This is a genomic window from Streptomyces sp. NPDC050549, from assembly GCF_040655035.1.
Lineage (GTDB): Bacteria > Actinomycetota > Actinomycetes > Streptomycetales > Streptomycetaceae > Streptomyces.
Genome location: NZ_JBFAJD010000039.1, coordinates 65,565 through 87,098 on the forward strand (window position 1 = coordinate 65,565; position 21,534 = coordinate 87,098).

General features: G+C 70.2%; 22 protein-coding genes. 17 read left to right on the forward strand and 5 right to left on the reverse strand.

What is annotated here, in order from left to right:
- Nucleotides 1-18: 18 nt before the first annotated feature.
- A complete protein-coding gene (locus AB0I51_RS38590) occupies nucleotides 19-597 on the reverse strand; it encodes an XRE family transcriptional regulator (protein ID WP_362983057.1) in 579 nt (192 codons plus the stop codon).
- Nucleotides 598-676: 79 nt separating this feature from the next.
- Here AB0I51_RS38590 and AB0I51_RS38595 point away from each other — a divergent pair, with 79 nt between their 5' ends.
- From AB0I51_RS38595 to AB0I51_RS38615, 5 genes are all read left to right on the forward strand, one after another.
- On the forward strand, nucleotides 677-1,621 hold the full coding sequence (locus tag AB0I51_RS38595) for an NAD(P)/FAD-dependent oxidoreductase (protein ID WP_362983058.1): 945 nt from the start codon (nucleotides 677-679) through the stop codon (nucleotides 1,619-1,621).
- 43 nt (nucleotides 1,622-1,664) lie between these two features.
- Entirely contained in the window at nucleotides 1,665-3,203 is a 1,539-nt protein-coding gene (locus tag AB0I51_RS38600) for an ATP-dependent DNA ligase (protein ID WP_362983059.1), read from the forward strand.
- Entirely contained in the window at nucleotides 3,200-3,670 is a 471-nt protein-coding gene (locus AB0I51_RS38605; RefSeq protein WP_362983060.1) for an NUDIX domain-containing protein, read from the forward strand. Before AB0I51_RS38600 ends, AB0I51_RS38605 begins: the two co-directional genes overlap by 4 nt.
- Before the next feature lie 74 nt (nucleotides 3,671-3,744).
- Complete coding sequence (locus tag AB0I51_RS38610) at nucleotides 3,745-5,130, forward strand: NADP-dependent succinic semialdehyde dehydrogenase (RefSeq protein ID WP_362983061.1); 1,386 nt, start codon at nucleotides 3,745-3,747, stop codon at nucleotides 5,128-5,130.
- Between the two features lie 25 nt (nucleotides 5,131-5,155).
- Nucleotides 5,156-5,392 carry a DUF6213 family protein gene (locus AB0I51_RS38615; RefSeq protein WP_317880821.1) on the forward strand — a complete coding sequence of 79 codons (237 nt, stop codon included), beginning with the start codon at nucleotides 5,156-5,158 and terminating at the stop codon, nucleotides 5,390-5,392.
- Between the two features lie 74 nt (nucleotides 5,393-5,466).
- Here AB0I51_RS38615 and AB0I51_RS38620 read toward each other — a convergent pair whose 3' ends face one another.
- Nucleotides 5,467-6,060, reverse strand: a complete 594-nt coding sequence (locus AB0I51_RS38620) for a transcriptional regulator (protein ID WP_362983062.1) — start codon at nucleotides 6,058-6,060, stop codon at nucleotides 5,467-5,469.
- A gap of 182 nt (nucleotides 6,061-6,242) precedes the next feature.
- Between AB0I51_RS38620 and AB0I51_RS38625 the strand changes: the two genes are divergently transcribed.
- From AB0I51_RS38625 to AB0I51_RS38640, 4 genes are all read left to right on the forward strand, one after another.
- Nucleotides 6,243-7,307, forward strand: coding sequence for a type III polyketide synthase (locus AB0I51_RS38625; RefSeq protein WP_362983063.1), 1,065 nt, complete (start codon nucleotides 6,243-6,245; stop codon nucleotides 7,305-7,307).
- Between the two features lie 7 nt (nucleotides 7,308-7,314).
- Nucleotides 7,315-8,529: a cytochrome P450 gene (locus tag AB0I51_RS38630; RefSeq protein ID WP_362983064.1), complete on the forward strand. Its 1,215-nt coding sequence runs from the start codon at nucleotides 7,315-7,317 to the stop codon at nucleotides 8,527-8,529.
- A gap of 7 nt (nucleotides 8,530-8,536) precedes the next feature.
- On the forward strand, nucleotides 8,537-9,058 hold the full coding sequence (locus tag AB0I51_RS38635; RefSeq protein WP_019070914.1) for a cupin domain-containing protein: 522 nt from the start codon (nucleotides 8,537-8,539) through the stop codon (nucleotides 9,056-9,058).
- A 61-nt stretch (nucleotides 9,059-9,119) separates the two neighbouring features.
- Complete coding sequence (locus AB0I51_RS38640; protein WP_362983065.1) at nucleotides 9,120-9,650, forward strand: GNAT family protein; 531 nt, start codon at nucleotides 9,120-9,122, stop codon at nucleotides 9,648-9,650.
- Between the two features lie 63 nt (nucleotides 9,651-9,713).
- Here AB0I51_RS38640 and AB0I51_RS38645 read toward each other — a convergent pair whose 3' ends face one another.
- Nucleotides 9,714-10,943, reverse strand: coding sequence for an acyl-CoA dehydrogenase family protein (locus tag AB0I51_RS38645; RefSeq protein WP_359610369.1), 1,230 nt, complete (start codon nucleotides 10,941-10,943; stop codon nucleotides 9,714-9,716).
- A gap of 170 nt (nucleotides 10,944-11,113) precedes the next feature.
- Between AB0I51_RS38645 and AB0I51_RS38650 the strand changes: the two genes are divergently transcribed.
- Nucleotides 11,114-11,758: a TetR family transcriptional regulator gene (locus tag AB0I51_RS38650; protein WP_362983066.1), complete on the forward strand. Its 645-nt coding sequence runs from the start codon at nucleotides 11,114-11,116 to the stop codon at nucleotides 11,756-11,758.
- Between the two features lie 73 nt (nucleotides 11,759-11,831).
- Here the strand turns inward: AB0I51_RS38650 and def are convergent, their stop codons facing one another.
- Nucleotides 11,832-12,371 (reverse strand): peptide deformylase, encoded by a 540-nt coding sequence (gene def, locus AB0I51_RS38655; RefSeq protein ID WP_362983067.1) that lies wholly within the window; start codon nucleotides 12,369-12,371, stop codon nucleotides 11,832-11,834.
- Between the two features lie 154 nt (nucleotides 12,372-12,525).
- Between def and AB0I51_RS38660 the strand changes: the two genes are divergently transcribed.
- The 7 genes from AB0I51_RS38660 (at nucleotide 12,526) to AB0I51_RS38690 (ending at nucleotide 20,294) form a co-directional block, all read left to right on the forward strand.
- A complete protein-coding gene (locus AB0I51_RS38660) occupies nucleotides 12,526-13,764 on the forward strand; it encodes a MurT ligase domain-containing protein (protein WP_359610374.1) in 1,239 nt (412 codons plus the stop codon).
- Between the two features lie 21 nt (nucleotides 13,765-13,785).
- Nucleotides 13,786-14,514, forward strand: coding sequence for a glutamine amidotransferase (locus tag AB0I51_RS38665; protein WP_019070919.1), 729 nt, complete (start codon nucleotides 13,786-13,788; stop codon nucleotides 14,512-14,514).
- Nucleotides 14,515-14,703: 189 nt separating this feature from the next.
- Nucleotides 14,704-15,729: a 6-phosphofructokinase gene (locus AB0I51_RS38670; protein WP_362983068.1), complete on the forward strand. Its 1,026-nt coding sequence runs from the start codon at nucleotides 14,704-14,706 to the stop codon at nucleotides 15,727-15,729.
- A gap of 104 nt (nucleotides 15,730-15,833) precedes the next feature.
- Nucleotides 15,834-16,784, forward strand: coding sequence for a cytochrome c oxidase assembly protein (locus AB0I51_RS38675; protein ID WP_362983069.1), 951 nt, complete (start codon nucleotides 15,834-15,836; stop codon nucleotides 16,782-16,784).
- Between the two features lie 118 nt (nucleotides 16,785-16,902).
- The gene (locus tag AB0I51_RS38680; RefSeq protein ID WP_362983070.1) at nucleotides 16,903-18,234 is read left to right on the forward strand and encodes a PASTA domain-containing protein; all 1,332 of its coding nucleotides are present in this window, start codon (nucleotides 16,903-16,905) and stop codon (nucleotides 18,232-18,234) included.
- 25 nt (nucleotides 18,235-18,259) lie between these two features.
- On the forward strand, nucleotides 18,260-20,122 hold the full coding sequence (locus tag AB0I51_RS38685; RefSeq protein WP_362983071.1) for a septum formation family protein: 1,863 nt from the start codon (nucleotides 18,260-18,262) through the stop codon (nucleotides 20,120-20,122).
- A 13-nt stretch (nucleotides 20,123-20,135) separates the two neighbouring features.
- Nucleotides 20,136-20,294 (forward strand): hypothetical protein, encoded by a 159-nt coding sequence (locus AB0I51_RS38690; protein WP_019070924.1) that lies wholly within the window; start codon nucleotides 20,136-20,138, stop codon nucleotides 20,292-20,294.
- Between the two features lie 6 nt (nucleotides 20,295-20,300).
- Here the strand turns inward: AB0I51_RS38690 and AB0I51_RS38695 are convergent, their stop codons facing one another.
- The gene (locus AB0I51_RS38695; protein WP_362983072.1) at nucleotides 20,301-21,518 is read right to left on the reverse strand and encodes a histidine kinase; all 1,218 of its coding nucleotides are present in this window, start codon (nucleotides 21,516-21,518) and stop codon (nucleotides 20,301-20,303) included.
- Between the last annotated feature and the right edge of the window lie 16 nt (nucleotides 21,519-21,534).

Below are 21,534 nucleotides of genomic sequence, written 5' to 3' on the forward strand. Positions count from 1 at the left end.
ACGAACCGTAGCGAGACCTCACGCCCGTCGCGGCTTCGCCCGCACATGCATCCGCTCCCCCTGCGGCCCGAACAGACTCAGGAACTCCGCGGGCCCCTCCCCCGTGGACCCGAACCAGTGCGGCACCCGCGTGTCGAACTCGACGGCCTCCCCGGTCGCGAGCACCACATCATGCTCGGCGAGCACGAGCCGCAGCCGCCCGGACATCACGTACAGCCACTCGTAGCCCTCGTGCGTCCGCAGATCGGGCTCCTCCTGCCGCTGCGGCACCAGCACCTTGAAGGCCTGGAGTCCGCCCGGCTGACGGGTGAGCGGCCAGTAGGTGCGGCCGTGCCGCTGGATCGGCTCGGACCGCACCCGGGGATCGCGCACCGGCGGTGTCCCCACGAGTTCGTCCAACGGCACCTGGTGGGCCCGCGCGATCGGGAGCAGCAGCTCCAGGCTGGGCCTGCGCAGCCCGGACTCCAGCCTGGACAGCGTGCTCACCGAGATGCCTGTCGTCTCCGACAGCCCGGCGAGGGTCGCGCCCCGCTCCTTCCGGATCCGCCGCAGCCGCGGGCCGACCTCCGCCAGGACCTCGTCCGTGTCGTCGCTCATGACCGTTATTGCAGTTTCGGCAAACACGTTTGTCAATACGGCAGGGGTGGGGCGACCTTCGGGGGTGGAGGTGGTCACCATGACCGAGACACACACCGGGACCTACGAAGTGGTCGTCATCGGCGGCGGCCCGGCCGGGCTCTCCGCCGCGCTGGTCCTGGGCAGGTCCCGGCGCCGCACACTGGTCGTCGACGCCGGCGAACCACGCAACGCGCCCGCCGCGCACATGCAGGGCTATCTGACCCGGGACGGCATGTCACCCGCCGAGTTCCTGGCGCTCGGCCGCGAGGAGATCGCGCGCTACGGCGTCGAGCTGGTCCGGGACCGGGTGGTCGACGTCACCGGCGTCACCAGTGGCTTCGCGGTCACGCTGGCCGGTGGGGAGACCGTGCACGCACGGCGGCTCGTGATCGCGACCGGTCTCAAGGACGAACTGCCGGCCGTCCCCGGAGTAGCCGAGCGTTTCGGCCGGGACGTGATCCACTGCCCGTACTGCCACGGCTGGGAGGTCCGCGACCAGGCGTTCGGCGTGCTCGCGACGGCACCGATGAGCGTGCACCAGGCACTGATGGTCTCGCAGTGGTCCAAGGACGTGACCCTGTTCCTGCACGCCGTCGCCGAGTCCGAGCTGACGGACGACGACCTGCGCAGGCTGGCGGCTGCCGGGGTCGCCGTGGTGCCGGGCGAGGTCGCGGGACTGACGGTCGAGGACGACCGCCTCACCGGCGTCCGCCTCACGGACGGCACCACGCACCCCCGCGAGGCCGTGTTCGTCGGACCCCGCGCGATCCCGCAGACCGGCCTTCTGGAGAAGCTGGGCGCCGAAATGCAGGAGACCCCGTTCGGCGCGTACCCCGTGGTCGACCCGACGGGCCAGACGACCGTGCCCGGGGTGTGGGCGGTCGGCAACGCGATGGGCTTCGGCGAACAGGTCGTGAACGCGGCCTCCGCCGGTTATCGCGCGGGCGCCACGATCAACGGGGAACTGCTGATGACCGATCTCGACGCCGGCATCCGGGTGTAGGCGTCCGGGTGTAGACCGCCCGCCTCCGTTGCACGATGGCTGCATGCTGCTGACCCGGCTCGCGCATGTGTCCCAGGAGGTCGCCGCCACCTCGGCGCGGTCCCGGAAGATCGCCCTGCTCGCGGAGCTCTTCCGGGACGCGGAGGCCGACGACGTCCCGATCGTCATCCCGTATCTGGCGGGCCGGCTGCCACAGGGCAGGCTCGGCGTCGGCTGGAAGGTGCTGAGCCAGTCGGTCGCACCGGCCGCGGAACCCACCCTGACCGTGCGCGGGGTGGACGCCCGTCTCACCGCTCTCGGCAAGGTGTCGGGCCCCGGCTCGCAGGCCGAGCGGGCGCGTTTGGTGGGTGAGTTGATGGGCGCGGCCACCGCCGACGAGCAGCGCTTCCTGTTCGGTCTGATCACCGGCGAGGTCCGGCAGGGCGCGCTGGACGCGGTCGCCGTGGAGGGACTGGCGGAGGCGACCGGCACACCTCCGGCGGACGTACGGCGGGCGGTCATGCTGTCCGGTTCGCTCCAGACGGTGGCGGAGGCCCTCCTCGCCGAGGGCTCCGCCTCCCTCGACCGCTTCCGGCTGACCGTGGGCCGCCCGGTCCTGCCGATGCTCGCGCACACCGCCTCCTCGGTCTCCGAAGCAGTCGGGAAACTGGGCGGCTGTGCGGTCGAGGAGAAGCTCGACGGCATCCGTGTCCAGGTCCACCGGGACGGCGAGACCGTACGGCTCTACACCCGCACCCTCGACGACATCACCGACCGACTCCCCGAACTCACTGCCGCGGCCCAGGAGTTGAGAAGCGAGCGGTTCATCCTGGACGGCGAGGTCATCTCCTTCGACGAGGACGGGCGACCCCGTTCCTTCCAGGAGACGGCGGGCCGGGCCGGCTCCCGGGTGGACGTGGCCACGGCCGCGGAGACCGTCCCCGTCTCCCCCGTGTTCTTCGACGCGCTGTCCGTCGACGGCCGCGATCTGCTGGACCTCCCCTTCGCCGAACGGCACGCGGAACTGGCCCGGTTGGTACCGGAACCGATGCGCGTCCGCCGCACGCTCGTCTCCGGCCCGGACGACGTCCCCGCCGCCGAGGCCTTCCTCGCCGCGACCTTGCGACGCGGCCACGAGGGAGTCGTCGTCAAAGGCCTCGACGCCCCCTACAGCGCGGGCCGCCGGGGCGCCTCCTGGCTGAAGGTGAAGCCCGTCCACACCCTCGACCTGGTCGTGCTGGCCGCCGAGTGGGGCCACGGCCGCCGCACCGGCAAGCTCTCCAACCTCCACCTCGGCGCCCGCAACCCCGACGGCTCCTTCACGATGCTCGGCAAGACCTTCAAGGGCATGACCGACGCCGTGCTGACCTGGCAGACCGAGCGCCTCCAGGAGCTGGCCGTGAAGAGCGACGGCCACGTGGTGACCGTACGGCCCGAACTCGTCGTAGAGATCGCGTACGACGGCCTGCAGAAGTCCACGCGCTACCCGGCCGGCGTCACGCTCCGCTTCGCCCGCGTCGTGCGCTATCGCGAGGACAAACGACCGGAGGAGGCCGACACCGTGGAGACACTGCTGGCCGCACACCCGGAGGTGAAGCCGTGAGCGGGACGGGGAAGCGGAGCGCCGGGCTGCTGTTGTTCCGGCACACCGATCACGGTCTGGAGGTGTTGCTCGGGCATATGGGCGGCCCGTTCTTCGCACGACGGGACGCGGGGGCGTGGAGTGTGCCCAAGGGCGAGTACGAGCCCGACGAGACCGCCTGGGACGCGGCCCGGCGCGAGTTCCAGGAGGAACTGGGGCTCACGCCGCCCGAGGGCGAGGCGATCGAGCTCGGCGAGGTGCGGCAGACCAACGGGAAGGTCGTCACCGCGTGGGCCATCGAAGCCGATCTCGACCCGGCGGCCATGGTGCCCGGCACCTTCCGGATGGAGTGGCCGCCGAAGTCCGGGCAGGTCCAGGAGTTCCCCGAGCTGGACCGGGTCGAGTGGATGGGCCTCGAACGGGCGCGGGCCGTCGTCGTCAAGGCGCAGGCCACGTTTCTCGACCGGCTGGCGGAGCACTCGCACTGAGCAGGCCCGTACGCGTTGCGGCCTTCCCCGCCACGCGGGAAGGTCGAAGCACAGCCCGCTCCAGGAGGTCAGCCATGCCCATCGCGACGGTCAACCCGGCCAACGGCGAGACGCTCAAGACGTACGAGGCCATGGGTGACGAGGAGATCGAACGCCGGCTCCGGCTCGCCGAGGCAACCTTCCGCACCTACCGGACGTCCGCCTTCGCCGAGCGCGCCCGGCTCATGCACCGGGCCGCCGACCTGCTCGACGAGGACCAGCAGGACATCGGCCGCATCATGACCACCGAGATGGGCAAGCCGGTCAAGCAGGCCCGCGCGGAGGTCGCCAAGTGCGCGAAGTCGATGCGCTGGTACGCCGATCACGCGCAGGAGCTGCTCGCCGACGAGGAGCCCGCCGCTTCCGACGTGAAGGACTCCGGTGCCTCGCGGGCGCTGGTCCGCTACCGGCCGCTCGGCCCGGTGCTCGCGGTGATGCCGTGGAACTTCCCGCTGTGGCAGGTCGTCCGCTTCGCGGCACCCGCACTGATGGCGGGCAACGTCGGACTGCTCAAGCACGCCTCGAACGTCCCGCAGACCGCCCTCTGCCTGGAGGACCTGTTCCACCGCGCGGGCTTCCCCGAGGGCGCCTTCCAGACCCTCCTGATCGGCTCCGGCGCGGTCGAGGAGATCCTGCGCGACGAGCGGGTGAAGGCGGCCACCCTCACCGGCAGCGAACCCGCCGGGCGGGCGGTGGCGTCCGTGGCCGGGGACATGGTCAAGAAGACGGTGCTTGAGCTGGGCGGGAGCGATCCGTACGTCGTCATGCCGTCCGCCGACATCGACCGGGCCGCGAAGATCGCCGTGACTGCCAGGGTGCAGAACAACGGCCAGTCGTGCATCGCCGCCAAGCGGTTCATCGTGCACACGGACGTCTTCGACGCGTTCGCCGAACGGTTCGTGGCCGGCATGAAGGCGCTCACTGTCGGTGATCCACTGGCGGAGGAGACCGAGGTCGGACCGCTCGCGAGCGAACAGGGCCGCGGCGATCTGGAGGAACTCGTCGACGACGCCGTGGAGAGCGGCGCCACCGTCCTGTGCGGCGGCGAGCGGCCCGACGGGCCCGGCTGGTACTACCCGCCGACCGTCCTCGCCGACATCACCCGCGAGATGCGCATCCACCGCGAGGAGACGTTCGGGCCCGTCGCCACGCTGTACCGGGTGGCCGACCTCGACGAGGCGGTCCTCGTCGCCAACGACACGCCGTTCGGGCTGAGTTCCAACGTGTGGACACGGGACGAGGGCGAGGTCGACCGGTTCGTACGGGATCTGGAGGCCGGCGGGGTGTTCTTCAACGGGATGACCGCGTCCCATCCGGCGTTCCCGTTCGGCGGGGTGAAGCGGTCCGGGTACGGACGGGAACTCTCGGCGCACGGAATCCGGGAGTTCTGCAACATCACCACGGTATGGCACGGAGCGTGAGCGTTCCGCGGCTACGATCCCCTGTGTGAACCGCGAAGTGACTCTGCCTCTGATCGTCGACGACCGCGGGACCTTGCAGGTGGCTGCGGCGGATGTCAGCAAGCTGCTCCGCACAGTGGGCGGTCGCTGGCTGCATCTTGTCGAGGCCGGGGAAGAGGGGCTCGACGAGGACACGGTGGCCGCGTTGACGATCGAGTTGGCGAAGTTGGCCGACCGGATCGACGTGGCTTGTATCGCCCACAGCAGTGGGGGGTCGTCGTAGTCGGGCGGGTGCGGGTGCGTCGTGGCTTGTCGCGCCCACGCGGCGGAGCCGCAAATTGACACAGCCCCGCGCCCCTAGGCGGGATCACTGAGCGTGGACCAGAAGCTCGCCTCGTAGTGCTGAAGCATGCGGCTGTAGCGCCCAACCAGTTCGTCGTTGACCTGGCCCGCACGCACCGCTGCCGCCGCTTTCTCATCCAGTTCCGGTGACGGCTGTGCGAAGAGATCGAAGAACCCGCAGGCCTCGTCCGTGAAGGCGTAGTGCTCGCGCAGCGCACCCGCGATCGTCGCGCAATAGCCGCCCCATTCCGCGAAGTTGGATGTCAATGCGCTCACTGCGTCCGTCGGTTCGGCGTTCAGAGCCAGCCACGCGACGTAGGCCGGATAGGCCTGACAGCCCGCCAGCGGCTCGTAGGTACGCAACCGCGCCTCGTCCACACCGCACGCCTCCGCGAAGGCGATGAGCCGCTCCCCCGCCATCGCCTCCCCCTCCGCCAGGAAATCGAAGAAGTCGGCCGCCTCCGGAGTGACTGTCTCGCGTTGCGCCAGATGCAGGAAGGCGCGGCGGTCGGCGGGGATCACCCGGTGTTGTTCCAGAGCCAGGGTTGCGAGGGTTTCCAGGGGTGCGGCGCCGGTCTCGATCCGGGCTACCAAAGGGTTGGTGGTCATCGCGTCCTCAATCGGCCGGGGTCCGGATACTGATCCGACCTTTGCACAGGGTCCCTGAATTGGAGTAGTCCACCGAGAGATCGTCGCCCTCAAGGGTGATCGTGGGTGCACCACCCTCTGAGGTGAACCACCTTCTGACCGGCGGGCGAAGGCCTTCCGGAAGGCGAAAGCAGGGACGGTTCATGGCGACTTTGTGCAAGCCCTCGGTGTCGGTTCCCGAGCACGTGATCACGATGGAGGAGACGCTGGAGCTGGCGCGCTCCCGTCACGCGGACCACCCCAACCTGCCGCTGGCCCTCCGGCTGATCGAGAACACCGGTGTGCGCACCCGGCACATCGTGCAGCCCATCGAGGAGACCCTCAAGCACCCCGGGTTCGAGGACCGCAACAAGATCTACACGGCCGAGGCGAAGGCCCGGGTCCCGGCGGTCGTGCAGCGCGCGCTCGACGAGGCCGAGCTCCTCACCACCGACATCGACGTGATCATCTACGTCTCGTGCACGGGCTTCATGATGCCCTCGCTCACGGCCTGGCTGATCAACGAGATGGCCTTCGAGTCCACCACCCGGCAGATCCCGATCGCCCAGCTCGGCTGTGCGGCCGGCGGAGCGGCGATCAACCGGGCGCACGACTTCTGCACGGCGTACCCGGACGCCAACGCGCTCATCGTGGCCTGCGAGTTCTGCTCGCTGTGCTACCAGCCGACCGACCTCGGCATCGGTTCCCTGCTGTCCAACGGGCTGTTCGGCGACGGCATCGCCGCCGCGGTCGTGCGCGGGCGGGGTGGCACGGGCATCCAGCTCGAACGCAACGGCTCGTACCTGATCCCCAAGACCGAAGAGTGGATCATGTACGACGTCCGGGCCACCGGCTTCCACTTCCTGCTGGACAAGCGGGTGCCGGCCACCATGGAGCCCCTCGCACCGGCGCTCCAGGACCTCGCGGGACTGCACGGCTGGGACGCTGCCGACCTGGACTTCTACATAGTCCACGCGGGCGGGCCCCGAATACTCGACGACCTGAGCAAGTTCCTGCAGGTCGACCCGCACGCGTTCCGGTTCAGCCGGGCCACCCTCACCGAGTACGGCAACATCGCCAGCGCCGTCGTCCTGGACGCGCTGCGCCGGCTCTTCGACGAGGGCGGCGCCGAACACCGGGCGCGCGGACTGCTCGCCGGGTTCGGACCCGGTATCACCGCCGAGATGGCCCTGGGCCGCTGGCACGACGACGACCGAGAGACGGCTTGAGTACGGCATGACTGAAGAGACGCTCACCGAGACCCTGCCCCCGGTCAGGCCCTGGCCGGCCCTCGACCTGACCGGGGTGGACTTCGACCCCGTCCTCGCCAAGCTGATGCGGGAGGGTCCGGTCAACCGGATCAAGCTGCCCAACGGCGAGGGCTGGGCCTGGCTGGTCACCCGCCACGACGACGTGCGGATGGTCACCAACGACCCCCGCTTCAGCCGCGAGGCGGTGATGGACCAGCCGGTGACCCGGCTCGCCCCGCACTTCATCCCGGCCCGCGGCGCGGTCGGCTTCCTCGACCCGCCGGACCACACCCGGCTGCGGCGCTCGGTCGCCCCGGCGTTCACGGCGCGCGGGGTGGAGCGGGTGCGGGAGCAATGCCGGCTGCTGCTCGACGAGTTGGTCGACGAACTGCTCCAGGACGGACCGCCCGCCGATCTCACCGAGACCGTGCTGAGCCCCTTCCCCATCGCGGTGATCTGCGAGCTGATGGGCGTCCCGGCGGCCGACCGGCACGGCATGCACACCTGGACCCAGCTCATCCTGTCCTCCTCGCACGGCGCCAAGGTCAGCGAGCGGGCCAAGGAGGAGATGGGCGCCTACTTCGGCGATCTCATCGGACTGCGGGAGGGCAGTGACGGCGAGGACGTCGCCTCGCTGCTCGGCGGAGCCGTGGGCCGGGAGGAGATGACCCTGGAGGAGGCGGTCGGGCTCGCGGTGCTGCTGCAGATCGGCGGCGAGGCGGTCACCAACAACAGCGGGCAGATGTTCTATCTGCTGCTGACCCGCCCCGATCTCGTCGAACGACTGCGCGCCGAGCCGGAGTCGAGGCCCCAGGCCATCGACGAACTGCTGCGCTACATCCCGCACCGCAACGCGGTCGGGCTGTCCCGGATCGCCATGGAGGACGTGGAGATCCGCGGGGTACGGATGCGGGCGGGCGACCCGGTGTACGTGTCGTACCTGGCCGCCAACCGCGACCCGGACGTCTTCCCCGACCCCGAGAAGATCGACTTCTCGCGCAGCCCGAACCCGCACGTCTCCTTCGGCTTCGGCCCGCACTTCTGTCCCGGCAACATGCTGGCGCGGATGGAGTCCGAGCTGCTGGTGGACGCGCTCCTCGACCGGTTGCCGGGGCTGCGGCTCGCGGTGCCGGCCGATCAAGTGCCGTTCAAGAAGGGCGCGTTGATCCGCGGTCCCGAGGCACTGCCCGTGACGTGGTGAGGTGCCGATGACGGCGACGGAGGGGCTGCTCGTGCCGCCGGGGCACGGCCGGATCGTACAGACACCCGCGCAGCACGTGACGTTCAAGGTGACCGGCTCGCACTCGCGGACGGCGTCCACCTTCGAGGTGGTGGTGCCGCCGGGGTTCGACGTCGGGGCCCATGTGCACACGCGCAGCGAGGAGTTGTTCTACGTGCTCGAAGGCGAGCTGGACGTGCTCGCCTTCGAGCCGCGCATCCGGACCCCTGACAACTGGCAGCGCTGGGAGTCGAGTTCGGGCACCCGGGTGGTACGGGCGACGCCGGGCACGGTGATCGTCGTACCGCCCGGGTGTCCGCACGCGTTCGCGAATCCGACGGAGACGCCCGCGAAGATGTTCTTCCAGGCGTCTCCGCCACCGGATCACGAGCGGTATTTCGAGGAGCTGCTGGAGATCCTCGGGGGCGGGGGGCCACCGGATCACGCGGCGATCGAGGAGCTGCGGGCGCGGTACGACATCGAGCAGTTGACGCCCCTCAAGCACCGCTGACCCTCCGGCGCGGACGGTAATCGGCTTGATCGGCGCCGAGCGGGTCGGCTAGGAACAGTCCATGCTGCGAGGAACCAAGATCGGGCTCCGGGCCCGGCACGAGTCCGATGTCCCGGTCCTGCACACCGAGTTGTACGACGACGTGGCGACGAGATCGCGAGCGGACTCACGGCCCTGGCGCCCTGTCTCACCGGGCACCGAGGCCTCGCCCTTCGCGGTCACCGAGCCTGACGACGATGCCGCCCCCTTCGCCGTCGTCTCCCTCGACAACGACGAGTTGGCGGGGGCCGCGGGGCTGTGGGGCATCGACACCCACAACAGAAGCGCCCACCTGGGCATGTCGCTGCGGCCGGGGTTCCGTGGCCGCGGACTCGCCGTCGATGTCGTCGAGGTGCTGTGCACCTACGGCTTCACCGTCCGCGGACTGCACCGGCTGCAGTTGGAGACCCTCGCCGACAACACGGCGATGATCCGGGCCGCCTCCCGCGCCGGGTTCGCGCAGGAGGGGCGACTCCGCCGTGCCGCGTGGGTCAACGGCGAGTTCGTCGACGAGGTGATCTTCGGGTTGCTCGCCGAGGAGTGGCGGAGCTGACGCGCGCCCTGAAGGGGCGCGGGGAACTGCGCGCCCGGCCCCCACCGGGCGCGCACCCGAAACTCAACGAATCGGCATTCCCGACAGCGTCCGCGCGATCACCAGCCGCTGGATCTCACTAGTGCCCTCGAAAATCGTGTAGATCGCGGCATCCCGGTGCATCCGCTCGACCGGATACTCGCGCGTGTAGCCGTTCCCGCCGAGGATCTGGATCGCCTGCGCGGTCACCTTCTTCGCGGTCTCGCTGGCGAACAGCTTCGACATCGAGCCCTCGGCCGCCGTGAACTGCTTGCCGTTGACCGCCATCCAGGACGCGCGCCACACCAGCAGCCGGGCCGCGTCGATGGACGTACGCATGTCGGCGATCTGGAAGGCGACGCCCTGGTTGTCGATGATCGGGCGGCCGAACTGCTCGCGGGTCTTCGCGTAGTCGAGGGCGACCTCGTAGGCGGCGCGGGCCGTGCCCACCGCCATCGCGCCGACCGCCGGGCGGGACGCCTCGAACGTGGCCATCGCGGCGTTCTTCACCCGCTCGCCGCCGCCCGCCTTGGCCCGCTCACGGGCACGCGCGAGGCGCTCGTCCAGCTTCTCCTTGCCGCCGAGCAGGCAGGAACCGGGGACGCGCGCGTTCTCCAGGACGACCTCGGCGGTGTGCGAGGCGCGGATGCCGTGCTTCTTGAACTTCTGCCCCTGGGACAGACCCGGCGTGCCGGCCGGGACGATGAAGGAGGCGTGCCCCTTGGAGCCGAGGTCCGCGTCCACGACCGCGACGACGACGTGGACGTTGGCGATACCGCCGTTGGTCGCCCAGGTCTTGGTGCCGTTGAGGATCCACTCGTCCTTGGCCTCGTCGTAGACGGCACGCGTGCGCATGGAGGCCACGTCGGAACCGGCGTCGGGCTCGGAGGAGCAGAAGGCGGCGACCTTCACGTCGTTGGCGTCGCCGTACATCTGGGGGATCCAGGTGCCGATCTGCTCCTCGGTGCCGTTGGCGAGGACGCCGACGGCCGCCAGGCCGGTGCCGACTATGGAGAGGGCTATGCCCGCGTCGCCCCAGAACAGTTCCTCCATGGCCATCGGGATGCCGAGGCCGGTGGGGTCGAAGTACTGCTGGGCGTAGAAGTCCAGGGAGTAGATGCCGACCTTCGCGGCCTCCTGGATGACCGGCCAGGGAGTCTCCTCACGCTCGTCCCATTCGGCGGCGGCGGGGCGGATGACATCGGCGGCGAAGCCGTGCAACCAGTCCCGCACCTCCTTCTGTTCGTCGTTGAGTTCCATGGTGAACTCGGCCATGACTCCTCCAGCAGCGCACTAGCATGTTACTTGCGGTAACGACAGAGTCTGTTACCGACGGGTAGGAAAGTCAACTCCCGATGACGTCTCGGCAGCCCGTTCGAGGTGTGTGGCACGTTGAGTGTTAGTTTGCGCAGGCGTTACCGATTCAGCACGGGTGGGGAGAGACCATGGACACCACGCAGTGGACCGATCAGCAACGGTCCGCCGACCGCCGGCGGCGCGAGCTGCTGGAGGCCGCGGACAGGGTGGTGCTGCGTGACGGCCCACAGGCGTCGATGAACGCGATCGCGGCGGAGGCCGGCATCACCAAGCCGATCCTGTACCGGCACTTCGGCGACAAGGGCGGACTGTACGCGGCGCTGGCCAAGCGGCACACGGACGCGCTGCTGTCCTCCCTGCGGGCCGCGCTGGACGCACCCGCCGAGCGGCGCGAACGGGTCGAGGCGACGCTCGACACGTACCTCGCCGCGATCGAGGCGCTGCCTCAGGTGTACCGGTTCCTGATGCATCCCGTCGAGGGTGGGCAGACCGCGGACCATGGGTTCGACACGGGGAATCACTCGGTTCCGCTGCTTCGGCGGATGGGGGAGGAACTCGCCCAGGTCATCGAGGAGCGGGTGGATCTCGGGCCCAACAGCCAGCAGCTGGCCCGGGTGTGGGGACATGGGATCGTCGGGATGATGCACGCGGCCGGGGACTGGTGGCTGGGGGAACGGCCTTGTTCTCGGGCGGAGTTGGTGCGGAGTCTGGCCGATCTGCTGTGGGGGCGGTTGGCTGCCGCCGGTGACAAAGTCGGTGGGCCGGGGTTCTGAGGCCGTATTCAGAGTGCGGGCCGGTGGGGGCTGGTCGCGCAGTTCCCCGCGTCCCTGAAGAAAAGACCTGAACTCACCGGTGCCATGAAGCTCGGGCCGCTTGCCGCATCAAGCGGCTTCGGCGCCAGCCCGTCACGCGGTCCGCGTACACCTTGCCCTCCACGTGGTCGTACTCGTGCTGCAGACACCTCGCGAACCAACCCGTCGCGTGCACCGTGATCGGCTCGCCGGTCACCGTGAACCCCTCGACCACGGCATGGTCGTAGCGCTCCGTTCCCGCCTCCAGGCCCGGCAAGGACAGACAGCCCTCCGGGCCCCGCAGGACCACACCGTCCGTCTCGACCAGGCGCGGGTTCACCATGTGGCCGAGGTGGCGGACCTCCTCGTCGTCGGGGCAGTCGTAGACGAACACCCGCAAGGATTCGCCCACTTGGTTCGCGGCGAGGCCCACGCCCTGGGCCGCGTACATCGTCGCGAACAAGTCCTCCACGAGACGGGCGAGTTCGGGGCCGAAGTTCGTCACCTCCTCGCACGGGGCATGCAGGAGAGGGTCGCCGAGCAGGGTGAGGGGACGGACTCGCCCGTGGGCGCCCGGGATGGAGCCGTATCGCATGGGCGCAAGGGTACGGTTCTCTACGGCGCACGCCCGCCACGAGGGGTTCACGGTGCCGCGGTTCGGGCACCGATAAGGATCTCGATAGGCTGAGGTCCACACCACGTTGCCGGAGGCAGAGGCGCGGCGCGTACGCAAGGAGGATCGAGAACTGATGGCAGGCAACTCGGACCCGCTCACGCCGCGGGCCAAGCTGGCCGTGACGGCGGGCAAGGCGGTCGCGGCGGCATCGCGTGCCGCGGGGCGGGGCAGCGGATCGGTGATCGGCGGCCGAGTGGCACTCAAACTCGACCCCGACCTCCTCGCCCGGCTCGCACAGAGCCTGGATGTGACCCTGGTCTCGGCCACCAACGGCAAGACCACTACCACGCGGCTCATCGCCGAAGCGCTGGGGGCCGCCGGTCCCGTCGTGTCCAACGCGCTCGGTGCCAACATGCCCGCCGGTATCACCTCGGCGCTGGCCGGCGGCTCGGACGCCAAGTTCGGGGTCATCGAGGTCGACGAGAAGTACCTCGCCGGCGTCGCCCGGGACACCGACCCCAAGTGCATCGCGCTGCTCAACCTCTCCCGCGACCAGCTGGACCGCGCGGCCGAGACCCGCATGCTCGCGGAGAACTGGCGTGAGGGGCTTGCCGGTTCGAAGGCCGTCGTCGTCGCGAACGCGGACGATCCGCTGGTCGTGTGGGCCGCCTCCTCCTCCCCCAACGTGATCTGGGTCGCCGCCGGGCAGATGTGGAAGGACGACGCCTGGTCGTGTCCTTCGTGCGGTGGCGTGATGCAGCGGCCCGGTGACGACTGGTTCTGCGGCGAGTGCGGATTCCGGCGGCCCACGCCGAGTTGGGCACTCTCCGGGGATCATGTGCTCGATCCGCACGGGTCCGCCTGGCCGATCCACCTCCAGCTCCCGGGACGCGCCAACAAGGCCAACGCCGCGTCCTCCGCCGCCGTCGCCGCCGTGTTCGGGGTGCCGCCGCAGGTCGCCCTGGAGCGCATGTACCGCGTGCAGGCCGTCGCCGGGCGCTACGACGTCGTCCAGTTCATGCAGCGCGACCTGCGGCTGCTGCTGGCGAAGAACCCGGCGGGCTGGCTCGAAACGTTCAGCCTGATCGATCCGCCGCCGACCCCGGTGATCCTCTCGGTGAACGCGCGCGGCGCCGACGGCACCGACACCTCGTGGCTGTGGGACGTCGACTACACGCGACTGACCGGCCACCCCATCTTCGTCATCGGCGACCGCAAGCTGGACCTCGCGGTCCGACTGGAAGTGGCCAACCAGCACTTCCAGGTCTGCGACAACCTCGACCAGGCCGTGCAGCAGGCCCCGCCCGGCCGCATCGAGGTCATCGCGAACTACACCGCGTTCCAGGACCTGCGCCGCCGCGTCGGCAACTGAGACTCAGAGGACGAATTGACCATGAGCGACAACCAGCTGCGTCTGGTGTGGATCTACCCGGACCTGCTGAGCACCTACGGCGACCAGGGCAACGCCCTGGTCGTGGAACGCCGGGCGCGGCAGCGCGGCCTCGACGTGGCCCGGCTGGACGTGCGCAGCGACCAGCCGATCCCGACCTCGGGCGACATCTATCTCATCGGCGGCGGTGAGGACCGCCCGCAGCGGCTCGCGGCCGAGCGGCTGCGCCGGGACGGCGGCCTACACCGGGCGATCGGCAACGGCGCGATCGTCTTCTCGGTCTGTGCCGGCTACCAGATCCTCGGCCACGAGTTCATCAACGACCTCGGCCAGCGCGAGCCCGGCCTCGGTCTGCTCGACGTGGTGTCGGTGCGCGGCGAGGGCGAGCGGTGCGTCGGTGACGTCCTCGGGGACATCGACCCGCGGCTTGGCCTGCCCCCGCTGACCGGCTTCGAGAACCACCAGGGCGTCACCCACCTCGGCCCCTCCGCGCGCCCGTTCGCGCAGGTGCGGCTCGGCAAGGGCAACGGCACGGGCGACGGCACCGAGGGCGCGTACAACGACACGGTGTTCGGTACGTACATGCACGGGCCCGTCCTCGCCCGCAACCCGCTGATCGCGGACCTGCTGCTGAAGCTGGCCCTCGACGTGAACGCGCTGCCCCCGATCGACGACCGCTGGTACGAGGCGCTCCGCAACGAGCGCATCGCCGCAGCTCAGCAGCCTGCCTGAACCCGCAGTACATCTCCGCTCCGGATGCCGGAAACCAGCCCGCCTGACGGCAAGTCCGCGCAGGTGAGCGGGGTCGTCCAGCAGGCGGACGCTCGCTACGGCCCCGCCCCCTCCTGCCGTTAGGGTGGCGGGGTTCATACCGGACAACGTGGTCCGGTTTCGGCCCACGTTGAGAAGGTTCTTCGGGCTATGCGCATTGGTGTCCTCACGTCCGGCGGCGACTGCCCCGGCCTGAACGCCGTCATCCGGTCCGTCGTGCACCGCGCCGTCGTGGACCACGGCGACGAGGTCATCGGCTTCCGGGACGGCTGGAAGGGCCTCCTGGAGTGCGACTACCTCAAGCTCGACCTCGACGCGGTGAGCGGCATCCTTGCTCGCGGCGGCACCATCCTCGGTTCCTCCCGTGTCCAGCCCTCCCATCTGCGGGACGGCGTGGAGCGGGCCCGGGGCCATGTCGAGGAGCTCGGCCTCGACGCGATCATCCCGATAGGCGGCGAGGGCACGCTCAAGGCCGCCAAGCTGATGTACGACGCCGGGCTCCCGATCGTCGGCGTCCCCAAGACCATCGACAACGACATCGCGGTCACTGACGTCACCTTCGGCTTCGACACGGCCGTCGGTGTCGCGACCGAGGCGCTCGACCGGCTCAAGACGACCGCCGAGTCCCACCAGCGCGTCCTCGTCGTCGAGGTCATGGGCCGGCACACCGGCTGGATCGCGCTCCACTCCGGCATGGCGGCCGGCGCGCACGCCATCGTCGTACCTGAACGCCCCTTCGACATCGAGGAGTTGGCCGCACGCGTCGGCGAGCGCTTCGCGGCGGGCAAGCGGTTCGCGATCGTCGTCGCGGCCGAGGGCGCGAAGCCGCGCGCGGGCTCCATGGAGTTCGACGAGGGCAAGAAGGACGTCTACGGCCATGAGCGTTTCGCGGGGATCGCGCGGCAGCTGTCCCTCGAACTGGAGGAGCGGCTCGGCAAGGAGGCGCGGCCGGTGATCCTCGGGCACGTCCAGCGTGGCGGTACGCCGACCGCGTACGACCGTGTCCTCGCGACCCGGTTCGGGTGGCATGCGGTGGAGGCCGCGCACCGGGGCGAGTTCGGGAAGATGACCGCGCTTCAGGGGACCGACATCGTGATGGTGCCGCTAGCCCAGGCCGTCGAGACGCTGAAGACCGTGCCCGCCGATCGCTACGAAGAGGCGGAGTGCGTCCTGTAGCCCGTACGTGAGCGAAGCTGCCCCCGGTCATGATCGTGACCGGGGGCAGTTCTAGTCTGTGTGCGGACAGACTTGCACAACCCCCACGAATCAGGAGCCGTCCGATGGATCACGGCGGGCACGGCATGACCATGGATCTGCCGCCGTTCACGTTGGGGCGGGGGCTCGAGTGGTCGGCCGACCCGTTCTTCCTCACGGCCTGTCTGGTGGGGCTGGGGCTGTACGGCTGGGGGGTCGTGCGGTTGCGGCGGCGCGGGGACTCGTGGCCCGTGGGGCGGACGATCTCGTACGTCATCGGTGTGCTGACCGTCGGGCTCGTGATGTGCACCAAGCTCAACGACTACGGCATGGTCATGTTCAGCGTGCACATGGTGCAGCACATGATCATCAGCATGCTGTCGCCGATCCTCCTGCTGCTCGGCGCCCCGGTCACGCTCGCTCTTCGGGCGCTGCCGCCCGCTGCCAGGGGCCGTAAGGGGCCGCGCGAGCTGCTGTTGATGTTCCTGCACAGCCGGTACATGAAGATCGTCACGCATCCCGCGTTCACGATCCCGCTCTTCATCGCGAGCCTGTACGCCCTGTACTTCACGCCGATCTTCGACTTCCTGATGGGCTCGAAGACCGGGCACATCGCGATGATGGTGCACTTCCTCGCCGTGGGCCTGGTGTTCTTCTGGCCGATCATGGGAGTGGACCCGGGGCCGAACCGGCCCGGTTATCTGATGCGGATGCTGGAGCTGTTCGCCGGGATGCCGTTCCACGCGTTCTTCGGCATCGCGCTGATGATGGCGTCGGAGCCGATGGTCGAGACGTTCAAGCGCCCGCCCGCCTCGCTCGGCATCGACGCGCTCTCCGACCAGAACGCGGCCGGCGGTATCGCCTGGGCGTTCAGCGAGATCCCCTCCGTGCTGGTGCTGATCGCCCTGCTGTTCCAGTGGTACAGCTCGGAGCAGCGGCAGGCCAAGCGGCAGGACAGGGCCGCCGACCGGGACGGCGACAAGGAACTCGAGGCGTACAACGCCTATTTGGCCTCATTGAACACACGAGGCAATTGAACGCACGCGGCTCACTGAACGGAAATTTCGTTCAGTAGCATAAAGCGCGATGGGGGAACCGCGACCGGGGGGAGCGGTAATGACATTTCGTGCGGTTGTGCAAAGGACCGGAATTTCGGTGATCCGCAGGATCGCCGTGCTGCTCGTCTGCGTCCTGGTCGTGAGTGGATGCGGCGGGGGCGCACATACGTTCGCCATAAAGGCGGTCGCGGTCGGAGTTCCGTCGCTCGCGCCTTTCTTCGACGAGAAACAGGGTCTGGGCCACGACACCGAGGTCCGCTCGATGCCGGTGCGGGGCACCTTGCAGCAGGGGGACACGCCAGGTCTGTACGGTGGCACCAGGCAGCCGACCATCTGTGACGTGGCGAAGCTCAAGAGGTTCCTGACCGATCCCGCGAACCACCGGAAGGCGGTGGCGTGGTCGTCCGTGCTCGGTATCACCACGGACGAGATCCCGGGCTATCTCGACCGGCTCACACCCGTACTCCTGCGTCACGACACTCTCGTACAGAACCACGACTACAAAAAGGGAAAGGCCACGCCCTACAACTCCCTTCTCCAGGCGGGAATCGCGATTCTCGTCGACGAGCAGGGGGAACCCGCCGCGAAGTGCTCGTGCGGAAATCCGCTGCGCCCGTTCAAGGGCGACGCGGGGAGGATTTCCGTCAAGTTCGCGGACGGCAACAAGAAGTGGCACGGATATGAGCCGTCCTCTGTGGTGGCCGTGCGTCCGGCGCCCCGGCAGATGGAGCGGCTCGCCCTCGTGGACGTCGACGATCCCGACCGCGGCATCACGCGTCCGGTCGGTACGACGGGCAGGCACGACACCACCTTCGACACCCGGCGGCAGCACGCAGTGCCGAACCTCATGGGCGCGACGTTCGGCCAGGCGTGGCGGCAACTGGTGAGCAGTGGGCTGGCCGTCGGGTACGGAGGGAGCGCGGCGCCGTCCGACGACGCGCGGGTCACCGCGTCCGATCCGCCGGCGGGGACCGAGCTGCGGTTCGGGCAGTACGTGACACTGACGGTGTCCGGCGGGACGAGCGGTGGAGCGACGCCCACTACCCCGGCTCCGACGACCTCCGGACCGACAGTGGGCCCGCCGACGTCCAAGGCACCGCCCTCCACGTCTCCGGCGGCACCGCCCACGACCTCCTCGCCGCCGGCCTCACCGCCCTCGTCTCCGCCCCCGTCCTCACCCACGAGCAAGCCGCCGCCGAGCAGTTCGCCACCGGGCAGTTCTCCTACGACCCGTTCTCCTACGCCCGGTTCGCCCTCGGTGGTGACCAGCGCGCCCGTGACGAGCGCACCGGTCACCACCAGCGCGGCGCCCGCGACGAGCGGTGCGCCCGTCACCGGCAGCGCCCCCGTGACGAGCGGTGTGCCGGTCACCGGTGAGCCGGTCACCAGAGACCCCGTGACCGGCACCCCCAGCACGACCGAGACATGACGCGGAACCGGGAGGGGGACACCGGATGCCTCAGGGATCGCCGACATCGGGCGTGGGCCGGGTCATCGCCGGCCGATATCTGCTGCTGAACCGGCTGGGCAGTGGCGGTATGGGACATGTGTGGCTCGCACATGACCAGCGGCTGGCCTGTGAAGTCGCGCTCAAGGAGATCGTGTTCAGCAACCCGGCCTTCGCCGACGCCGAGCGGGAGGCCCGGGTCGCCCGCGCCCAGGCCGAGGCCCGGCACGCGGCGGGGCTGCGCGGCCACCCCCATGTGGTGACCGTCCACGACGTGCTGGAACACGACGGGCTGCCGTGGATCGTCATGGAGTACGTGGCGGACGCCGTCGACCTGCGCGACCTGGTCGCCCGGCACGGCCCGCTCGCCCCCGCGGAGTGCGCCCGCGTCGGACTCGCCGTACTCGACGCGCTGACCGCCGGACACGAGCGGGGCGTGATGCACCGGGACGTCAAACCGGCGAACATCCTGCTCGCGCCGGACCGCGCCGGTTCGCCGTACGCCCGGGTCCTGCTCACCGACTACGGCATCTCGGTGCAGCCGGACGCCGGGGAGACGCGGTACACGCTGACGTCCGTGCTGGTCGGCACCGCGGGGTATCTGGCGCCGGAGCGGGCCACGGGCGGGCCGCCGACGGCCGCGGCCGACCTGTTCTCGCTGGGCTGCACGCTGTACCACGCCGTCGAGGGCCACGGTCCCTTCGCCCGCGAGTCACCGCTCGCCGAGGTCACCGCCGTGGTCATGGAGGACCCGCTGCCACCGGCCCGCGCGGGCGCGCTGGCACCGGTGCTCCACGCGATGCTGGAGAAGGATCCGCTACGGCGGATTCCGGCGGCGGAGGCGGAGGCGGCGCTGTCGCGGATCGTGACGCCGCAGGCCGAGGCGGAGGCGTACGCCAGGACGCAGACGGACCTGGGTTCGGAGTCGCCCTGGGAGGGCCGGCCCGCACCGGTGCCCGTGGCGGTGCCGACGCAGGCCTCGCCGCCGGACGGATACGGGGTTCCGGCGTCCCGGCCCTCCCCCGCCGGTCGACGCCGACGGCCCAGGCCCCGGGTCCTCCAGTCCGTCCTGGCGGGGCTGCTCGGGCTCGCTCTCGCCCTGGGCGGTGTCTGGTACGCGATGGCCCACCAGCCGCCCGGCAAGGGCACGGGCAGGAACAGCCCGCCGTACGGCACGGCCGTCGGGCTCGCCGCGCCGCTCAAGGACGGCGACTGTGTCACCGCCGACTGGCCGGGGGGACACCTCTTCCGGGGGACGCCACGGCTCGCCGTGGACGCCGGCTGCCGGAACACGGTGCCGGACGGTCAGGTGATGGCGTTCGTGTCCACCGCGTCCGCCGGCGAGGCTCGGAAGGTCGCTGCGGACCGGTGTGCGCAGCGGACGCAGGAGATGCGGGAGAAGCTCGCGGACGTGCGGGGCTACGCCGTCGTACCGACCGATGCCGGTTTCGACGCGGCCGGACACCGCACCGCCTGTCTGGTGCTGGGCGCGCACGGGCCGGTCTACGGGCCGCTCGGCAGCCACCGCACCCTCGGCTCGGCGTTCGCGGACACGTCGACCATGCAGAAGCGGGACTGTCTGGACGTGCCCTCGAACCGGGCGGCGAGCCTGGTCTCCTGCGCCGGAAAGCACGATCAGGAAGTGCTCGGATTCACCCGGTTGGGTGCGGACGTCACGCTGGCCCAGGCGCGCACGCGGTCGGACGCGGCGTGCGCGCGGGACGTCCCGCCGGCCGACTACGGCTTCGATCCGTCGGTCTACCAGGCCGCCTCCTGGACCAGTGAGGGACCGTGGAAGTCGGGCACTCATTTCGTCGTGTGCGCCGTGCGGAAGCAGAACGGAGGCACCATGGAGGGGGACGGACCATGAGGAGGGTGTCGCGATGCCCGGTTCCACGAAGACCATGGGGGTGATCACCGTCGGCGGGCTGGTGGTGGTGACGGCCTACACGGTGGCGCTCGGCAGCAACGGCTGGCTGTGGTTCGGCTGGGTCGTGCTGGGGCTCATCACCCTGGGGATGGTGGCCACGCGCAGCACCTGACGCGCCCTACTGCTCACTGCGCCGGCTCGCCGAGTGCACGCCCGGCTGGTACTTCGGCAGCCGGGCGGTGATCTTCATGCCCGCTCCTTGGGCGGTCTCGATGACGAGGCCGTAGTCGTCGCCGTAGACCTGGCGGAGCCGGTCGTCGACGTTGGACAGGCCGATGCCGCCCGAGGGGCTGACCTCGCCCGCGAGGATGCGGCGCAGCAGGTCGGGGTCCATGCCTGCGCCGTCGTCCTCGATGACGACGAGCGCCTCGGCGCCCGCGTCCTGCGCGGTGATGCTGATGCGGCTCCTGCCCGCGGCATTCACAGCCTTGCCCTCCAGGCCGTGTTTGACGGCGTTCTCGACGAGCGGTTGCAGGCACAGGAACGGGAGCGCGACCGGGAGTACCTCGGGGGCGATCTGCAGGGTGACGGAGAGCCGTTCGCCGAAGCGGGCCCGGACGAGCGCCAAGTAGTGGTCGATGGCGTGGAGTTCGTCGGCGAGGGTGGTGAAGTCGCCGTGCCTGCGGAACGAGTAGCGGGTGAAGTCGGCGAATTCCAGGAGCAGTTCGCGGGCGCGCTCGGGGTCGGTGCGGACGAACGAGGCGATCACCGCGAGCGAGTTGAAGATGAAGTGCGGGGAGATCTGGGCCCGAAGTGCCTTGATCTCGGCCTCGATCAGCCGGGTGCGGGACTGGTCCAGATCCGCCAGTTCCAGTTGGACGGAGACCCAGCGGGCTACCTCTCCGGCGGCCCGGACGAGGACGGCGGACTCGCGCGGCGCGCAGGCGACCAGTGCGCCGTGGACCCGGTCGTCGACGGTGAGCGGTGCGACCACCGCCCAGCGCAACGGGCAGTCCGGGGCGTCGCAGTGGAGCCGGAACGCCTCGCCGCGGCCGGTGTCCAGGGGACCCGCGAGGCGTTCCATGATCTCGGCCCGGTGATGGTCGCCGACGCCGTCCCAGGCGAGTACCTGCTTCTGGTCGGCCAGACAGAGCGCGTCGGTGCCGAGCAGGGTGCGCAGTCTGCGGGCCGAGCGGCGGGCCGTCTCCCCGGTGAGGCCGGCGCGCAGCGGGGGTGCGGCGAGGGAGGCGGTGTGCAGGGTCTGGAAGGTGGCGTGCTCGACGGGTGTGCCGAGCCCGCCGAGGCTCTCGGGGCGTGCGGTGCGCCGCCCGAGCCAGAACCCGGCGGCGAGCAGCGGGAGTACGGCCACGCAGAGGCCGGCCAGGAATCCGCTCACGCGCCCACCACCGCGC